The 17,316-nt window shown below is 35.7% G+C and carries 17 protein-coding genes; 3 read left to right on the forward strand and 14 right to left on the reverse strand.

Going from position 1 to position 17,316, the window contains the following annotated elements; genetic code table 11:
* The first annotated feature begins 260 nt into the window (after window positions 1–260).
* Together C1A40_RS06120 and C1A40_RS06125 are read left to right on the forward strand one after the other, a co-directional pair.
* Complete coding sequence (locus C1A40_RS06120) at window positions 261–452, forward strand: hypothetical protein (RefSeq protein ID WP_102995127.1); 192 nt, start codon at window positions 261–263, stop codon at window positions 450–452.
* Between the two features lie 322 nt (window positions 453–774).
* Window positions 775–1,284 (forward strand): acyl-CoA thioesterase, encoded by a 510-nt coding sequence (locus C1A40_RS06125; RefSeq protein WP_102995128.1) that lies wholly within the window; start codon window positions 775–777, stop codon window positions 1,282–1,284.
* A 52-nt stretch (window positions 1,285–1,336) separates the two neighbouring features.
* Here the strand turns inward: C1A40_RS06125 and C1A40_RS06130 are convergent, their stop codons facing one another.
* From C1A40_RS06130 to C1A40_RS06170, 9 genes are all read right to left on the reverse strand, one after another.
* Window positions 1,337–2,341: an IS30 family transposase gene (locus C1A40_RS06130; protein ID WP_102994224.1), complete on the reverse strand. Its 1,005-nt coding sequence runs from the start codon at window positions 2,339–2,341 to the stop codon at window positions 1,337–1,339.
* A gap of 374 nt (window positions 2,342–2,715) precedes the next feature.
* Window positions 2,716–3,945 (reverse strand): murein hydrolase activator EnvC family protein, encoded by a 1,230-nt coding sequence (locus C1A40_RS06135; protein ID WP_102995129.1) that lies wholly within the window; start codon window positions 3,943–3,945, stop codon window positions 2,716–2,718.
* Window positions 3,946–4,713: a lipoprotein insertase outer membrane protein LolB1 gene (lolB1, locus tag C1A40_RS06140; RefSeq protein WP_102995130.1), complete on the reverse strand. Its 768-nt coding sequence runs from the start codon at window positions 4,711–4,713 to the stop codon at window positions 3,946–3,948.
* A complete protein-coding gene (locus tag C1A40_RS06145; protein WP_102995131.1) occupies window positions 4,713–6,074 on the reverse strand; it encodes a tetratricopeptide repeat protein in 1,362 nt (453 codons plus the stop codon). Before C1A40_RS06145 ends, lolB1 begins: the two co-directional genes overlap by 1 nt.
* Window positions 6,075–6,131: 57 nt before the next feature.
* Window positions 6,132–6,491: an antibiotic biosynthesis monooxygenase family protein gene (locus tag C1A40_RS06150; protein WP_158651300.1), complete on the reverse strand. Its 360-nt coding sequence runs from the start codon at window positions 6,489–6,491 to the stop codon at window positions 6,132–6,134.
* A gap of 72 nt (window positions 6,492–6,563) precedes the next feature.
* On the reverse strand, window positions 6,564–7,583 hold the full coding sequence (locus tag C1A40_RS06155) for a sugar phosphate nucleotidyltransferase (protein WP_102995133.1): 1,020 nt from the start codon (window positions 7,581–7,583) through the stop codon (window positions 6,564–6,566).
* 142 nt (window positions 7,584–7,725) lie between these two features.
* A complete protein-coding gene (locus C1A40_RS06160; RefSeq protein ID WP_102995134.1) occupies window positions 7,726–8,040 on the reverse strand; it encodes a GIY-YIG nuclease family protein in 315 nt (104 codons plus the stop codon).
* Window positions 8,041–8,130: 90 nt separating this feature from the next.
* Window positions 8,131–8,565 (reverse strand): dUTP diphosphatase, encoded by a 435-nt coding sequence (gene dut / locus C1A40_RS06165; protein ID WP_102995135.1) that lies wholly within the window; start codon window positions 8,563–8,565, stop codon window positions 8,131–8,133.
* Window positions 8,555–10,027 carry an oligosaccharide flippase family protein gene (locus C1A40_RS06170; protein WP_102995136.1) on the reverse strand — a complete coding sequence of 491 codons (1,473 nt, stop codon included), beginning with the start codon at window positions 10,025–10,027 and terminating at the stop codon, window positions 8,555–8,557. Before C1A40_RS06170 ends, dut begins: the two co-directional genes overlap by 11 nt.
* Before the next feature lie 383 nt (window positions 10,028–10,410).
* Between C1A40_RS06170 and C1A40_RS06175 the strand changes: the two genes are divergently transcribed.
* Entirely contained in the window at window positions 10,411–13,155 is a 2,745-nt protein-coding gene (locus C1A40_RS06175; RefSeq protein WP_158651301.1) for a T9SS type B sorting domain-containing protein, read from the forward strand.
* Between the two features lie 122 nt (window positions 13,156–13,277).
* On the opposite strand, the gene atpG is transcribed toward C1A40_RS06175, so the two are convergent.
* From atpG to atpE, 5 genes are all read right to left on the reverse strand, one after another.
* Window positions 13,278–14,138, reverse strand: coding sequence for an ATP synthase F1 subunit gamma (gene atpG, locus C1A40_RS06180; protein WP_102995138.1), 861 nt, complete (start codon window positions 14,136–14,138; stop codon window positions 13,278–13,280).
* Window positions 14,139–14,302: 164 nt separating this feature from the next.
* Entirely contained in the window at window positions 14,303–15,883 is a 1,581-nt protein-coding gene (gene atpA, locus C1A40_RS06185) for a F0F1 ATP synthase subunit alpha (protein ID WP_102995139.1), read from the reverse strand.
* A gap of 59 nt (window positions 15,884–15,942) precedes the next feature.
* Window positions 15,943–16,479, reverse strand: coding sequence for an ATP synthase F1 subunit delta (gene atpH / locus C1A40_RS06190; RefSeq protein WP_102995140.1), 537 nt, complete (start codon window positions 16,477–16,479; stop codon window positions 15,943–15,945).
* Window positions 16,480–16,485: 6 nt separating this feature from the next.
* A complete protein-coding gene (locus C1A40_RS06195; RefSeq protein WP_102995141.1) occupies window positions 16,486–16,986 on the reverse strand; it encodes a F0F1 ATP synthase subunit B in 501 nt (166 codons plus the stop codon).
* 104 nt (window positions 16,987–17,090) lie between these two features.
* Window positions 17,091–17,279: an ATP synthase F0 subunit C gene (gene atpE / locus C1A40_RS06200; RefSeq protein ID WP_004569351.1), complete on the reverse strand. Its 189-nt coding sequence runs from the start codon at window positions 17,277–17,279 to the stop codon at window positions 17,091–17,093.
* Window positions 17,280–17,316 lie beyond the last annotated feature (37 nt).

Genomic DNA, 17,316 nt, shown 5'->3' on the forward strand with positions numbered 1-17,316 from the left:
GAAAAGTGATTATTCATAATTTAAATTTAGATGCTTTCCTTGGTAAGTATTCCTTAACCTTAACCACAGGTTTAATTATACTACTTACTTTTTATACTTTTGGATACTTGGCAACCTTACCTCGTTTTATGAAATTTTACAATTGGTTTGAAGGCAAGCTATTGAATGTAATTCCTTGATATACAAAGTATAAAGCAGATTTAGAGAATAAAGTAAGTCCAAAACCAGATAACCGCATTCCGGTATTAGTTAATACCCCTATGGGTGCTAAGCCCGGCCTTTTAATTGATGAAAAAGAAACAAGTTCTGTGGTATTCTTTCCAAGCACAACCAATCATTTAGAAGGTGAAGTATTTGTGGTTAACAATGAGTTTATTCAAAAAATTGATCTTAACGCTAAAACGTTTCTAGGTATCTTGAAAAAACAAGGAAAAGGACTCCCCATAATTTAAAAGGGATTATTTTACGCCTCTAAAAATGGCAATTCTTTCTGTGTGGTATCACCAACTTCAATTTGTTTTTAAACTTATTAGCCCTCCCACATTAACGCTTTCCATAGTAAACTATAAATAACTTCAAAAGAAAGCTCATATAGTAGATCTCACCTAGGAATCAAAATACTATTATATATCAAAAAAATTAACACTTATAGCCATCTACTCTTTAAACAATTGAGGTCTAACATTTAAATGTTGTCAAAAGTGATGCTTCCAAGGCGTAAAACCTCTAAAAATCACATAAAACGAAGTACCTTTGCACTTTAATTCAGAGTCCATGACAGCTAAAGCACCCAAAGAATCCAGAACTATAATGACCGATTTGGTTTTACCAAGCGAAACCAATCCCTTAAACAACCTCTTTGGAGGCGAGTTATTAGCTAGAATGGATCGTGCTGCTGCTATTTCGGCAAGACGCCATAGTCGTAGAATTGTAGTAACGGCTTCTGTAAACCATGTCGCTTTTAATAGCGCTGTCCCTTTAGGAAGTGTAGTTACTGTAGAAGCCAAAGTTTCACGAGCCTTTAGAACTTCTATGGAGGTTTTTATTGATGTATGGATTGAAGATCGCGAATCGGGTGCACGTACAAAAGCTAATGAAGCCATATACACTTTTGTGGCCGTTGATGAAACCGGGCGACCAGTAGCCGTACCAGAAGTAGCCCCTGAAAGCGATTTGGAAAAAGAACGCTTTGCAGCGGCCTTACGCCGTAAACAACTTAGTTTACTTTTAGCAGGGAAAATAAAGCCTCAGGATGCTACAGAATTAAAGGCTTTATTTATTTAGTGGCTGCATTCAAGGTTCTAACGCAACAAACGTTGCTTTTTTTTGTATGAGTCTAAGCTACAATTTTTAGTTCTTTTATCATAACTTCATTAGGGGTTTTAAATCCAATAATTTTACGAGGTCTATTGTTTAATTTTTCTTGAATTTCGATGAATGTATTTAAGTCAATTTTGTTAAAATCTGTTCCTTTTGGGAGGTACCTTCTGATGAGTCCGTTAGTGTTTTCATTGGTACCTCTTTCCCAAGAAGAATAGGGGTGTGCAAAGTAAATTTTCATACCTGTTTTCTTGGTAATTGTTTCGTGTCTTGCCATTTCAATTCCATTATCGTAGGTCATAGATTTTTTGAATATGGGATCTAGTTTGTTAAGTTCTTTAGAAAACATTTTAGCAATTTCCTTAGAGTTCCTGGCTTTTAGTTTGATAATTAATGTATATCTAGATTTGCGTTCTACGATAGTTCCAATAGCCGATTTTTGATCCTTCCCAATCATTAAATCTCCTTCCCAGTGTCCGATTTCATTTCTTAGGTTAATATGCTCGGGCCTTAGGTCTATACTGACTTGGTTTAATATTTTAGATCCTGTTCTGCGTCTTTTTTTAGAGGGTCTACGTCTTGTTTTTTTGCGTACGAGGAGTTTAATTAGTTTTTTATTTAAACTAGCTTGAGGCTTTGCATATATGTACCTATAAATTGATTCGTGAGAAATAGACATTATAGGATCATTTGGGAATTCTTCTTTTAGTCTTCCAGCAATTTGTTCAGGAGTCCATTGTGATAATAAGCCCCTATAGACATAAATTCGAAGTCTAGGGTACTTAGATATTTTATCAATATTTCTTTTGTTTAGGTAATCATCTTTGGCGCACCAATGAGCTAGTTCTGCTGAGTATTTATCTCTATCTGTTTGCACCCATTTATTAACTTCTCTTGTAACCGTAGATCGAGCTCTGTTAATGGTTATAGCGATGTATGATTTATTCTTTTTTTCAGTTAAAAGAGTCTCAATCTGTATTCTTTCTTTAAGGGTAAGTCTACCTGTTTTTTTTCGTACCATAATTACAAATCTATTAATTTAGATTTGTTGCGTTAAGTTCTTGAATACGGACTGCCTTTTTAAGGTTTAATCTACAGGTTTCCCTATATCATTTATCAGATCAGCAGGGTGTGAACACGTCTTTTGCCATTTCTTTTCTAAAAATTTATAAAGCAAATAGCAGCTTAATATCCCAAAAGGAAGCATCAAAATACCTAGTAAGGTATTATTGACACTATCAATCGCACCTGGAGCGATTACCTCAAAAAGGAGTCCTACTATAAAACCGCATACTATAATACCACCATAATAAGCTATCTTGGAAATCCCGCTTTTTAAATCTTTTATCGGACACTAATGATATATATATATATATATATATCTTTTTATAACTTTTACATTTTATAAATCCAGCTCGCTGGGTTTTCAGTATCACGACCTTTGGAAAGTATAAAACTTAAAATGGTTTCACCATTGCTTGGGTTGGTAGCCACCTCACCTATTTCTTGTTTGGTAACGACCTTATCACCTTTTTTAACATAAACCTTCGACAAGTTTTTATAGATAGTTAGGTAATTACCATGACGAATCATCACGATTGGGTTTACGTGTTTCATCCTTAAAATTTCGCTCACTTCACCATTAAAAACAGCCCGAACTTTAGCCCCTTTAGAAGTCTCAATACGCACACCATTACTTTTTATAGTTAATGAATTATCGATAGGGTGACGTTGTGTACCATAACCCAAACGTACCACACCGCGTTCTACAGGCCAAGGCAATTTCCCGCGGTTGGCTATAAAATTAGAAGCTAACACCTTTTCTTCGGCTGTTAAAGCAAAACTTTTTGAACTCACAGTTTTACCCGCCTTGGCATTCGATTTTGCAATAGCTTCCTTAATTAAACGGTCTATTTCTCGGTCAATTCTATCGGCTTCACGCTGCTTTTCTTTTATTTGAGAAGCGTATAACGATAAGTTTTTCTTGATCGACTGCATCAAAACTTGATGATCTTTTCGCTCCTTTTCTAGTGATTTTTGAGTGATTCTATTTTCAGCAATTAAGGCCTTTTTTTCTTCTTGCTGTTTTAGCAACTTCGTATTCGTTTCTTGAAGTTCGTTGGTCTTATCTTTTATCAACTCGCCTTGCTTCTTCTGGTAATTTGAATATTGCTTAATATATTGAATACGCTTATAGGCCTGTTTAAAGTCTTCTGAAGACAATAAAAACATGATACGGCTTTGCTGATTTTTACTTTTATAGGATTTCACAATCATAGCAGCATAGTCTTCTTTAAGCTGCTTTAATTCGTCCCGTAATTCGGAAATGTGTTTCTGATTTTTATTAATTTCCCTAGACAACAAATTGGCCTGCTGATTGGTGACTTTAATCAGGTTAGAAAGCACATTGATTTTATAATTAAAATCTTCAATTAACGACAGCTCCGATTTTTCCTTAGATTTATGCGCGATGCGCAATTCGTTAATTTTCTGAATTTCTCGGCGTAATTCTTGCCTACGCGATTCCAATTGTTTTTGCTTATTATTTTGAGCAAAACCAACAAGATTGCAAAGCAAAACAAGACCTAGAAAAAGGGTTTTATATGTGGCAGGTAATCTTAGCATTTATAGCTCAATTTTTTTGAATCCTGAAGGTATTTTAAACGGAAATCTAAAATCTTCATTTAAAGTCACATTTCTAAATTCTAGGTCGATAAGGGTTTCTTCATTAGCCTCGACAGCCATCACTTTAATGCGCTGCGGAAGATTTTGATTTTCTACCAACTGATACGCTTCGTAATCGACCTGCAAATGACGAAATTCTGAGGGTTGCGAAATTTGTTGTGAGGTCACTTTGAAGGTTTTCGGACTTAATAAAAAGAAAATCTCAAACAAAGCTTGTTGCTGTTTAGGTTGAACCACGTAAGCTCCATCGGCAACCGAAGCCGTATATTCATTGGTAGTTAAATCGAAAATCGTTTCTCCAAACAACAAGTTTTGAACCTTCTGAAAATCAAAATCGGTCCCCAACAACTTACTGATATATTGATAATCGCCATCAAAATACGTGTTATCCAATTTATTATAAAAACTGAGTTTATCGGGAGTAACCTTAGCTCTAATCACCGAAAAAGGCGCATTAATCCATATCACTTCATCCTTTTTAGCGCGTAAAGTCACCGTATAGGTTTGTGATTTTCCTTGGTGGGTAAAGCCAATTCGAAGTTTGGACTGCAAGGTTTTAAACCGAGCCTCCTGATCGTTATTTACTTTTATTAATTGCTTGGTGGATAGTTTAAAGTTTTCTTCTCCCGGTTTTATAGATTTTACCGACTTACAATTAAATAGAAGTAAAAGTATGACACTTAAACTAATATATACAGATTTACGCATTAATTTGAGGATTGAATTTGTTTGGCTTGATCACTATATAATTTCGCTTTGGCTGTATGGTTTAACATGGTGTAGGCTTTACTCATTTCTGAATAAAAATCGATTTCCATTTGAGAATCTTCTATTATAAAATCCAGTCCCATTTCTAATGACGACAAGGCTTTTTTAGGCTGATTTAAAGCGTTTAAAGCCTCCCCATTTATTAAATAAAACAAAGGCTGAGCGGGGTATTTTTGTAAGGACTCCTCACTTTTTTCCTTAGCTAAATCATACTTTTTTAAATCGATATATAAAAGCATCACATGACGTAGCACGTTAAAATTATTAGGCTCTAAGCGCAGCGCCGTTTCAAAATAAGTTAAAGCCTTTTCTTTTTCATTTTTAGACAAGTAATACTGGCCCAATTCCATAACGGTTTTGCTATTATTAGAATCGCTAACCAAGGCAGTTGCTTCGATTAAATCGGATTCATACTCCGGATTATTTTGTACAAAAGCCATAAAATCGGTAAGCACTTTCATTTTAGCATCGGGTTTAATTTCGTTGCTCTGCACTACAATTTTCATTGACTCTACAGCCTTTTCTGTTTCATTGTCGTCTAAATAAAATTTATATAAAGCCAAATGCACTAATTGGGAATTGGGGTTTATTTTTAACAATTCCTTAGCCGTTTCATAGGCCTTTTCTTTTTCATTGTTTTCACTGTATCTAAAAATCAAGGCTAAATAATTGGATTCCTTTTCGGGATTATTTTCAACGCGAGCTTGTAAATTTTTAATCTGATCTTTTTTTCTACCAGTAGCTTCATAAATACGATTTCGCATGATATCCCGATTCATGGAAATGCCAAATTCGGCATCGAGCTCATCAAGTATTTTTAATGCTTCATCATATTTTTCTGTTCGCGCATAGAGGCCGGCTAAATCTTCTTTATAATCGGGATGGTATTTAACCAGTTGCTTAATGGTTTTGATGGCCTTATCATGTTCGTTTTGGGCTGCGTAGTAGCCGTATAACTCATCCAAATACCATTCATTATCGGGGTCTTTATCAACCGCTTTTTTTAAAGCTCCTTCGGCCGCGCCAAAATTTTTAAGATGATTGTAGCATTTACCCAACTCGAAATAAAGTACAGCCACCGATTTATCTATTTTAATACATTTCAAAAAAGCTTCAGCAGCTTTATCGTAGTTTTCAATACCTTTTTGCTTTAAAGCTTCATAAAAAAGTTCTTGAAACTCATCTTCATTATTACCTAAATCGTCGTCTGGTTTTTTATTAAAATCTACTTGAGCATAGTTCAGCTGCGGAAACAATAATATTCCGAAAAGCAAACAAAGGATGTAGATTTTATTTTTCATTTTTTATAATGCTTCAATAAGTAAGGCAAAATTAGTTAGTTTCAATATATCTTTAAGCTATTTTTCAGCATGTATTTTATCCATTAGTAAATCTTCCACAACTTCAAGTTTGTTACTAACTTCAATCTCCTCACAAGCTAATCGCATGGAATCTCTGTATTTAATCGCTTCAATTGGTAATTTCCCGCCTGAGTTTTCAAACACCGTTTTACTTGGCCATTGGGCGTAGGCGATATAATAATTAAGTTTCTCCTTATGTAACCTTGACCCAAGGCTGCCTTCATATTTATAGATTAAATCGGTAAGTCCTTTCCAGGATTTAATAAAATCTTGATCTAGATTTTGTTTGACTTTAAACCTATAAATAACAATATACATATCGCGTAAATAATAATTCCTGTTAAAGTGATGCGTCAATAAGCTTAGCAAGACTTTTGGGGTAATTGATATTCACAACTCAGCTCTATGAGATTCCTGCGTTCGCAGGAATTATTCTAAAACAGAATAATCACCAATACTAATGCTAGTAAATTCCCCGTTATATTTTACATGATTACCAATCATAGCATGATCCAAATTCGCATTTTTAATGCTGGTATGACTTTGTATTAAGCTGTTTTTAATGGTTGCGTTTTCAATAACGCTATCGTTTCCAATGGATACAAAAGGACCAACAGTGGCATCTTTAATAACCACATTTTCACCGATAAAACAAGGCTCAATAATATTAGCATTTTCTAATTTGGCTGAAGTAGCTACTAATTGTTCGTCACCGTCAGCTTTTAAAAATCTTAACATACGCTGATTCGTTTCAACGGTAATGGCTTTATTTCCGCAGTCCATCCACTCATCAACAGTTCCAGTTTTAAATATTTTCCCATCGGCCATCATGCGTTTAATACCATCGTTAATTTGGTATTCGCCTCCGTTCATAACATTCTCATCAAGAATTTCTTGTAATTTATCTTTTAAAATAGCTACATCCTTAAAATAATAAATCCCTATTACTGCTTGATCGCTAACAAATGTTTCTGGCTTTTCAACCAATTCAACGATTTCTTGGTTATCATTTAATTTAACCACACCATAAGCCTCTGGATTTTCTACTTGCTTGGTCCAAATCACACTATCGGCACTCGGATCTAAATCAAATTGCGCACGAATTAACGTATCGGCATAGGCAATAACGGCAGGCCCAGAAAGCGATAGTTTAGCACACATGATTGCGTGACCTGTTCCAAGTGGTTTGTCCTGGCGATAAATAGAGGCTTTAGCTCCTAAACTTTTAGCTAAATCTTCTAAACTAGACACCACATCGTCACCAAACCAAGCCGGATCACCTAAAACAAAGGCAATTTCATCTATGGGTTGTTTTAAAACTTTAGCGATGTCTTTTACCAACCGATGAACAATAGGTTGTCCTGCAACTGGAATTAATGGTTTTGGCACGGTTAAACTGTGTGGTCTTAAACGAGATCCGCGTCCCGCCATTGGTACTATTATTTTCATACGAATGCCCGCGCAGGCGGGTATCTTTTTAATGTTAAACATATTCCTGCGCAGGCAGGAATCTTATTATATTAATATTCTTTTATCGTTACGACCTGAAAATCTATTTTTTAATATTTAATAATCCTGCCTTCGCAGGTATTCATGATCTTAAGATATTATAATTTAAATTCCAGTTGACACTTATATCAGTCCAACTCGGATTCATATCTTCTATTAACTCTACTTTCCATTGCCGCTTCCATTTTTTGAATTGTCTTTCTCTTTTTTCGGCTTCAGCTCCATCTTCAAACGCTTCAAAATAAACCAATTTATCGCAATTATACCTTGCTGTAAATGACTTTGGGTATATTTTTAATTGATGTTCTTTTACGCGTTCTTCAATATTGTTTGTTACTCCAATATATAATACCCCGTTGGGTTTGTTCGTCATAATGTAAACATACCAATATGGCATTTTCTAATAATATACGTTTCTATTAAATACTGCTCTTGCGAATTGACTATTTTTTTTAAATCATGAGATTCCTGCGTTCGCAGGAATTTATCACTTCACCCCGGTACTTCCAAAGCCACCTTCGCCACGATCGGTTTCGGTAAGGGTTTCAACAACCTCCCATTCGGCGCGCTCATGCTTCGCGATAACCAGCTGCGCAATACGCTCACCATTTTGAATGGTAAAATTTTCATGAGAAAGATTAACTAAAATCACCCCTATTTCACCTCGGTAATCGGCATCAATGGTTCCAGGCGCATTTAATACTGTAATGCCTTTTTTAGCGGCTAAGCCACTTCTTGGGCGTACTTGTGCCTCATAACCAACAGGTAATTCAATAAATAAACCGGTTCCCACAATACTACGCTCTAGGGGTTTTAAAACTCTTGATTCTGATAAATTTGCTCGTAAATCCATGCCAGCTGAAGCCAAGGTTTCGTAGTTTGGCATCTCGTGAGTGGATTTGTTTATAATTTTAATTGTCATGCTTTCTTATTAAAAGTTGCTTGATTACTTTTTGTTCTGAATAATAAACGATTCCCAAAAATACAATTAACATGGAAACTCCGATAACATAATCACCTCTAAATTCGTAGAATGATAATAACGATAAGATGATGGAACTGCCCATATATAAACCTATTTTTTTAAGATTATAAGGGATGGGGTAATATTTTCTTCCGAAATAAAACGACAAAAACATCATGGATGCATAGGCAGCTAATGTAGCAATAGCCGAACCACGGTACCCTATAATAGGAATGAGCCAAAAATTTAAAACTAAGGTTACTAAAGCGCCAAAAATGGATATATATGCTCCAAAACGGGTACGGTCTGTAATTTTGTACCACACCGAAAGATTATGGTATATCCCCAAACAAAAGTTTGCGATTAGTACTAAGGGTACAATCCACATGGCTTCCCAATAACCTTGGCCTCGAACAATTATTTCTTTTAATAGGTCCACAAAAACAATAGCCCCTAAAAGGATGATAGATCCAAAAATGACGAAAAACTCTAAAATGAGCGCATAATTTTTTTGCGGATTTTTGGTTTTAGCATGGCTAAAGAAAAAAGGTTCAATGCCTAACCTGTATGCCGTAGCAAATAAAGTCATAAACAAGGCTAATTTATAACAAGCGGAATACAGACCAATTTGGGTTTTAGCGATATCGGCTGGTAAAAGATGGTTTAGTAAAATACGATCGAAAGTTTCATTGATTGAAAAAGCTACACCGGCAATTAATACTGGTATCGCATATTTCATCATACTTTTCCATAAAGCGAGATCGAATTTATATTTAATACGCGCGTAGAAAGGCATCATTATCAAAAGCGTGATGCCACTTGCGATAACGTTGGCAATTAGAATATAGCTCACTCCAAAATTAGGAATATACAGACTTTTAAAAATAACACCCTTTGCTGCCAAGTTTTTTAATGCCAGTAATAAGAATAGATTTAGTCCAATATTTACAATCACATTAAAAATCTTAATAAAAGCATAACACATAGGCTGCTGGTTAGCTCTTAACCAAGCAAATGGAATAATCACTAAGGCATCTAAAAGCAAAATCCAAAACACATAGGTCACATAGTGCTCCTTAATTTCGATAAATTCGGCAATATGACTTTTAAACAAAAAGCCTATAGCGAAAAAGCCGAATGAAGAAAGTATCAAAGATATAGCAACCGTACTGGTAACAATGGATTTATCGAGATCTTTATTAAAAAAGCGAAAGAATGCTGTTTCCATTCCATAAGCTAAAATCACATTAAAAAGCACAAAATATGAAAATATTACCGACACTTCACCATACTCTGCAACAGAGGAGAGCACTCCTTTTGTGGTGTATAAAGGGACTAATAAAAAGCTTAACATTCTAGGTAAAACCGTGGCTAAACCATAAATAAATGTTTGTTTAAATAAATTTTTGAGTGCGCCCAAACAGATAGTATTTAGTTGGATAAAAGTACACAAATAATATCAAAATTATCAATTCTCAGCAATTATGTAAACTGAAAAGCCTTAGATTAACTAGTTTTTTATCCATCTCATCCTATTCAAATTCATGCCTTAAAATATTCCTTTAAAAAATAAAATTTCAAGTTTTCTTCCAACTGTTAGTTTTTGTCTAGTTGAAAAACCTTATTAAATCTACAATTATCCATTAATTTGACGGGTTACCTAACTAAGTCTTAAAATTTTCATCAAAATTTTATCAATAAGGTAATATAAAACCTATATCGGTTAGATTTTAGTCAGCTGCCTTTAAGGCTTTTAATTAATATCGTTTTTTAAAACATTTAGACATGCCCCAAATTCTAAAAATGAGAAAAACATTATGTTCTTCTTTATTCTTTTTTATAAGTATATTAAGTTTACATGCCCAACTAGGCTTCTGTGGAGGAAATTCTGGCGCTCCAATTTTTATTGAAGATTTCGGTACAGCACCATCATCTGCCACAGAACACATGCCTTTACCGCCTCCTGGAACCACCAATTACACCTTTTTAGGTAATCCACAAACTCCGTTTGGTGACGGTAAATACACCGTAACCAATATGAACTATCAACAATTTAATTGGTTTAACACTGAAGACCATACCACGGGGGACACTAATGGCCGCATGCTACTCGTAAATGCTGCCCTTGTAAAGGGTGAGTTTTTTAATTTGCGCGTCACTGGGCTTTGCGAGAACACCACCTACGAGTTCTCCTCCTGGGTTCTTAATTTAACCCCACGTGATGACTTGCACAACGGAAGCTATCCAAACCCTTGTAACGTAAGTTTTGAAATATGGGACAGTACAGAAACTACCATAATCAAGTCGGGAGATACCGGCGACTTTTATGGAAGCCTATTGGGAGAACCTGGCAAATGGGAACAATATGGTCTCGTTTTCCAAACTCAGGCCGGACAAGCCGAAGTGGTTTTAAAAATTGTTAATAACGGCGTTGGAGGCTATGGTAACGATTTAGCTATCGATGATATCGTATTTAGAAGTTGCGGGGACACTATTGCTGTTACCGACGGCACAAGCGATCAAGTCGATGTATGCCCTTCTAATTTACCTTATAGCACCACCATTACGGCTGTTCCAGATCATGCTGTTTTCAACACTCACTTTTATCAATGGGAAGAAAGTAGCGATGGTACAACCTGGACAGATATCTTAGGCGCAACCTCTGAAGATTTAAATGTTTCTGGCATTAACACTGCCATGTATTACCGAGCCAAAGTTGCTGAACATCCTAACAATTTAAACAACTTAAATTGTATAACGTATTCTGACACCTTTCAAATAAGCATCCTAACCACAACACCGCCTACAGGATTAGAATGTTGGGAAACGGCAACCCTTGACCCAGCTACATGTACATGGGTGATTACAGGTACTCAACCTGCGCAACCTACTAACCTAGAATGCTGGGAAACGGCTACTTTCAATAACACGACTTGTGCGTGGGACATCGCAGGAACACAACCTACGCAGCCTACCAACCTAGAATGCTGGGAAACGGCTACTTTTAATAACACAACCTGTGCGTGGGACGTTACAGGAACACAACCTGCGCAACCTACCAACCTAGAATGTTGGGAGACGGCTACTTTTAATTACACGACTTGCATGTGGGACATCGCAGGAACCCAACCTGTACAACCTACTAATCTAGAATGTTGGGAGACGACTACTTTTAATAACACGACTTGTGCGTGGGACGTTACAGGGATTCAACCAGCACAACCTACCAACCTAGATTGTTGGGAAACGGCTTCTTTCAATAATACGAATTGTTCGTGGGACGTTACAGGGATTCAACCAGCACAACCTACTAACCTAGAATGCTGGGAAACGACAACTTTTAATAACACAACCTGTGCGTGGGAGGTTACAGGAACCCAACCTACACAACCTACTAACCTAGAATGCTGGGAAACGACTACTTTTAATAACACGACTTGTTCATGGGACGTTACAGGAACGCAACCTGCGCAACCTACTAATCTAGAATGTTGGGAGACGACTACTTTTAATAACACAACCTGTGTGTGGGAGGTTACAGGAACCCAACCTGCACAACCTACTAATCTAGAATGTTGGGAGACAACTACTTTTAATAACACGACTTGTTCGTGGGAAGTTACAGCGATTCAACCAGCACAACCTACTAATTTAGAATGCTGGGAAACCGCTACTTTTAATAACACGACTTGTTCATGGGACGTTACAGGGATTCAACCAGCACAACCTACCAACCTAGAATGTTGGGAAACGGCTTCTTTTAATAACACAACCTGTGCGTGGGAGGTTACAGGAACCCAACCTACACAACCTACTAACCTAGAATGCTGGGAAACGGCTACTTTTAATTACACGACTTGTTCGTGGGATATAGAAAGCACTATCGTAACAGAAACTTATGACGCCGAATTGTGTACAAACAAATCTGTTATTTTAACAACAAACAACAACGCAAGTGGTACAAGCTTTTTATGGAGCACGGGAGAAACCACAGAAAGCATCACTGTAAATCAAGAAGGCCAATATAGTGTTGATATATCTGTAAGTGGATGCTTGTCTAGAAAAGCAACCTTTACAGTTACTAAAATCGAACCTCCAATAATTGATAAGGTGGAGTCGCAAAAAAGCGATGTTGTTATTTACATGTCTAATTCAGGCAATTATTTATACTCCATAGACGGCGGAACTAGTTTTAAAAGTCAAAACATTTTTTACAACATGCCTTCTGGAGTTTATAATATTGTGGTTAAAAATTATAGCTGTGATACCACTAGTACTTTTGAACATGTACACTTTAAAATTCCTAAATTTTTTACTCCCAATAACGATGGTTATAATGATACTTTCGAATTAAAAAGTAGCAACGAAATCCTTATTAATGAAGTTTCTATTTTTGATCGCTTTGGAAAACTCTTAAAGCATAGTAAAAGCAATTCATTTTCGTGGGATGGTACTTTTAATGGAAAATTAGTGAATTCTGATGATTACTGGTATGTTATTATCGTGAACAACACCACCATTACGGGACATTTTAGTTTGAAACGCTAAGTGGTTATTAAAATCATTTAAAGTGTCAATAATAGATAAGTCGTTCCACTCTAAAAACAAAAAACCTCACAAAATGTGAGGTTTTTTAATATATTTTTGAAACTAATATAAGTTTCTAGAATTTAGTTATTTAAGGCTTCGGCACCACCAACAATTTCAAGAATCTCGTTAGTAATAGCAGCCTGACGTGCTTTGTTGTAAGTCAATTTAAGCTGATCTCTTAACTCGGTAGCATTGTCGGTTGCTTTATGCATCGCCGTCATACGCGCACCGTGCTCACTTGCAAACGAATCTCTAATACCTCCGTATAACTGAGTTTTTAAAGATTTAGGTATTAATTGCTCAATGATTTCTTCTTGAGAAGGCTCGAAAATGTAGAACGTTTCATTGCTAACATCACCTTCAATAGGAACAATTGGCAAAAATTGTTCGGTAGTCACGATTTGAGTCGCGGCATTTTTAAACTTGTTATAAACGATTTCAATTCTATCAAACTCACCTTCAACAAATTTCTCCATTAAAGACTCTGCTATCACTGCTACATTCTCGAAAGTTAAATCGTCGTAAACATCACTTTCGTTAGCAATAACGCGATTGGTTTTTTTGAAAGCGTCATTAGCCTTTTTTCCAATAGCCACATAAGATACTTCTTGGTTCGCATATTTTTCAGAAGTTAAAAGGTTAACCTCTTTAATAATATTTGAATTGAAAGCACCTGCTAAACCTCTGTTAGAAGTAATCGCTACAATAAGTACTTTTTTTAACTCACGTTGTTCAGAATATTTGCTTTCAGAATCGGCGTCTAAAGTAGCACTTAAACCTTGTAAAAGTTCAGTTAGCTTATCTGAATACGGACGCATTCCAGTAATAGCATCTTGGGCCTTCTTTAACTTTGCAGCCGATACCATTTTCATGGCACTGGTAATCTGCATGGTTGAAGATACTGAAGATATTCTGTTACGTATTTCTTTTAAATTTGCCATTTGTCAAATTATGAATTATGAATTATGAGTTTAGAGTCCGATTTTTTAATAATTATTAATAAATACAAGTTAACCCTTCACTTTTAAGATTCATTATCGTATACTAAAAGTTAAAATTTAGGAAGCGTAACTTCTAACTTTTAACTTCTAACTTTTAACTTAAATTACTTTTTATATTGTGCTGATAAATCTTTTGCTACAGCTGTTAAAGTATCTGTAACTTCATCAGTTAATTTTCCAGATTTTAAAGTTGCTAAAACACCACTGTGCTTAGAACGTAATAACTCTAAAAAGTTTCTTTCAAATTCTTTAACTTTTTCAACAGGCACATCTCTTAACAAATTTTTAGAACCTGCATAGATGATTGCAATTTGATCTTCTACAGTAAACGGATCGTTTTGTGCTTGTTTTAAGATTTCAACGTTACGTTTTCCTTTTTCAATTACATTTAAAGTTACAGCATCTAAATCAGAACCAAATTTCGCGAAAGCTTCTAACTCACGGAATTGCGCTTGATCTAATTTTAAAGTACCTGATACTTTCTTCATTGATTTAATCTGAGCGTTACCACCAACACGAGATACCGAAATACCTACGTTAATTGCTGGACGAACCCCAGAGTTAAATAAATCACCATCTAAGAAAATTTGTCCGTCGGTAATCGAAATTACGTTTGTTGGAATATAGGCTGATACGTCACCCGCTTGTGTTTCGATAATTGGTAAAGCTGTTAAAGATCCACCACCTTTCACGATAGGTTTTAAGGTATCTGGAAGATCGTTCATATCTTTAGCGATTTCATCGTTATTGATCACTTTAGCCGCACGCTCTAATAAACGCGAGTGTAAGTAGAAAACGTCACCTGGATACGCCTCACGTCCTGGTGGACGACGTAATAATAAAGACACCTCACGGTAAGCAACAGCTTGTTTAGATAAATCGTCATAAATAATTAAGGCTGGACGACCAGTATCTCTAAAATACTCACCAATTGCAGCACCCGCCATTGGCGCGTAAACTTGCATTGGAGCAGGATCGGAAGCATTGGCAGCTACAATAGTGGTATAAGCAAGCGCTCCTTTTTCTTCTAAAACTTTAGCAATATTTGCTACTGTCGAAGCTTTTTGTCCTACAGCAACATATATACAATACACAGGCTCACCTGCATCGTAGAATTCTTTTTGATTTAAGATAGTATCGATACAAACTGTTGTTTTACCAGTTTGACGGTCACCAATAACTAACTCACGTTGTCCACGTCCCACAGGAATCATGGCATCGATAGATTTAATACCAGTTTGTAATGGCTCGGTAACAGGCTCACGGTAAATTACACCAGGTGCTTTACGCTCTAGTGGCATTTCGTAAGTTTGACCAGCAATAGGACCTTTACCATCTATTGGCGTACCTAAAGTATCAACAACACGACCAACAATACCTTCACCTACATTAATAGAAGCGATACGTCCTGTACGTTTTACAGTAGAACCTTCTTTAACACCTACAGATCCTCCTAATAATACAATACCAACGTTATCTTCTTCAAGGTTAAGTACGATACCTTCTAATCCCGCTTCGAATTCTACTAACTCACCATATTGTGCGTTAGACAATCCGTAAGCACGTACAATACCATCACCTACAGTTAATACAGTTCCTACTTCATCCAATGAAGCACCTGCCTCAAAGCCTGAAAGTTGTTTTTCTAAGATTGCTGATATTTCAGCTGGTTTTACTTCTGCCATCGTTATTTAGTATTAGACTTTAGATAAGTGATGTTGTCTACCACGTATCTAAAAACTTTTTAATTTAATGTAAATTCTCTTTTTAATTTGTTTAACTGATTTGCGATACTTGCGTTATACTGCAAATCACCTACACGTAAGATGAAACCACCAATAATGCTTTCATCGATAATATTTTTAATTTCAACATTTTTTCCAGAAAGCGCTTTAGCTTTTTCTAAAACTTGCTGTTGTAAATCTGCTGTTAAAGCCACTGCTGTAGTTACTGTAGCGTGTTCAATACCGTTTAGTTCATCAAATAACTGGTTATATTTTATAGCCACTTGATCAAAAATATTGATTCTGTTATTTTTGATTAAAACATCGATTAAACTTAATACATCTTTACTTGCTGTATTAAACACTTCTAATAAAACCGATTTTTTTACTGAAGACGGTACTACAGGACTTTGAAGCATGTCGCTTAAGTCTTTACTTTCTGCAATCGTACTGGTGATAAGCTTCATATCATTATTTACAACCTCGGCTGTACCTTGATTTGTTGCCACACTTAATACTGCTTTAGCATATCGTATTGCTGCTCTTGCTCCTGCCATTATGTATTAGTTTAATGATTTTTCAGACAGCATGGTTTCCACCAATTCTAATTGCTTGTCATTGCTAGATAATTCTTTACGCATCATTTTTTCGGCGATTTCTAAAGATAAATCGGCCACTTGCTTTTTAAGCTCTACCATAGCGCTTTTCTTTTCGCTTTCAATAGCTGCTTGAGCTTGCTCAATCATTTTGTTAGCTTGAGTTTCAGCTTCATCTTTAGCGTCTTCAATCATTTTAGTTTTAATATCACGTGCGTCTTTTAATAAAGTTTCACGCTCTATTCTAGCCTCTTGTAATAACTTTTCGTTATCGGCTTGAAGATTTTCTAATTCTAATTTTGCATTTTGAGCGGCATCTAAGGCATCTTTTATGCCGTCTTCTCTAGTTTGTAAAGAATCTAAAATAGGTTTCCATGCAAACTTTCTCATTAATACAATTAAGATTAATAAGATGATGGCTTGCATAAAAAACAATCCTGGAGAAAAATCATTTAATAACTGATCCATGTGTAACTATATAATAAGTTTAACTTCTTTTTTTGTTTAATTTTAAAAACAGCTTCTGTAACCAACCGTTACAGAATGCTGCTTCTACTTTGTTTCTTGCAGGATTATTTACCTAAGATTAATGCACCAAATGCTAAACCTTCTAATAAAGCTCCAATAATGATCATGGCAGTTTGGATTTTTCCAGCTGCTTCTGGTTGACGAGCAATACCTTCCATTGCTTTTCCACCAATTTGACCTAAACCGATACCACCTCCGATAACGATTAAACCTGCTCCAATTAAATTGTACATACTAATTGATTTTTAAAATATTAATTAAACAAATTCT

It is taken from the genome of Tamlana carrageenivorans (assembly GCF_002893765.1).
GTDB classification, from domain to species: Bacteria; Bacteroidota; Bacteroidia; order Flavobacteriales; family Flavobacteriaceae; genus Pseudotamlana; species Pseudotamlana carrageenivorans.

Coding starts and splice junctions, on each gene's coding strand:
- C1A40_RS06120 (WP_102995127.1), top strand. CDS start 261: ATGGGTGCTAAGCCCGGCCTTTTAATTGATGAAAAAGAAACAAGTTCT.
- C1A40_RS06125 (WP_102995128.1), top strand. CDS start 775: ATGACAGCTAAAGCACCCAAAGAATCCAGAACTATAATGACCGATTTG.
- C1A40_RS06130 (WP_102994224.1), bottom strand. CDS start 2,341: ATGGTACGAAAAAAAACAGGTAGACTTACCCTTAAAGAAAGAATACAG.
- C1A40_RS06135 (WP_102995129.1), bottom strand. CDS start 3,945: ATGCTAAGATTACCTGCCACATATAAAACCCTTTTTCTAGGTCTTGTT.
- lolB1 (WP_102995130.1), bottom strand. CDS start 4,713: ATGCGTAAATCTGTATATATTAGTTTAAGTGTCATACTTTTACTTCTA.
- C1A40_RS06145 (WP_102995131.1), bottom strand. CDS start 6,074: ATGAAAAATAAAATCTACATCCTTTGTTTGCTTTTCGGAATATTATTG.
- C1A40_RS06155 (WP_102995133.1), bottom strand. CDS start 7,583: ATGAAAATAATAGTACCAATGGCGGGACGCGGATCTCGTTTAAGACCA.
- C1A40_RS06160 (WP_102995134.1), bottom strand. CDS start 8,040: ATGCCATATTGGTATGTTTACATTATGACGAACAAACCCAACGGGGTA.
- dut (WP_102995135.1), bottom strand. CDS start 8,565: ATGACAATTAAAATTATAAACAAATCCACTCACGAGATGCCAAACTAC.
- C1A40_RS06175 (WP_158651301.1), top strand. CDS start 10,411: ATGAGAAAAACATTATGTTCTTCTTTATTCTTTTTTATAAGTATATTA.
- atpG (WP_102995138.1), bottom strand. CDS start 14,138: ATGGCAAATTTAAAAGAAATACGTAACAGAATATCTTCAGTATCTTCA.
- atpA (WP_102995139.1), bottom strand. CDS start 15,883: ATGGCAGAAGTAAAACCAGCTGAAATATCAGCAATCTTAGAAAAACAA.
- atpH (WP_102995140.1), bottom strand. CDS start 16,479: ATGGCAGGAGCAAGAGCAGCAATACGATATGCTAAAGCAGTATTAAGT.
- C1A40_RS06195 (WP_102995141.1), bottom strand. CDS start 16,986: ATGGATCAGTTATTAAATGATTTTTCTCCAGGATTGTTTTTTATGCAA.
- atpE (WP_004569351.1), bottom strand. CDS start 17,279: ATGTACAATTTAATTGGAGCAGGTTTAATCGTTATCGGAGGTGGTATC.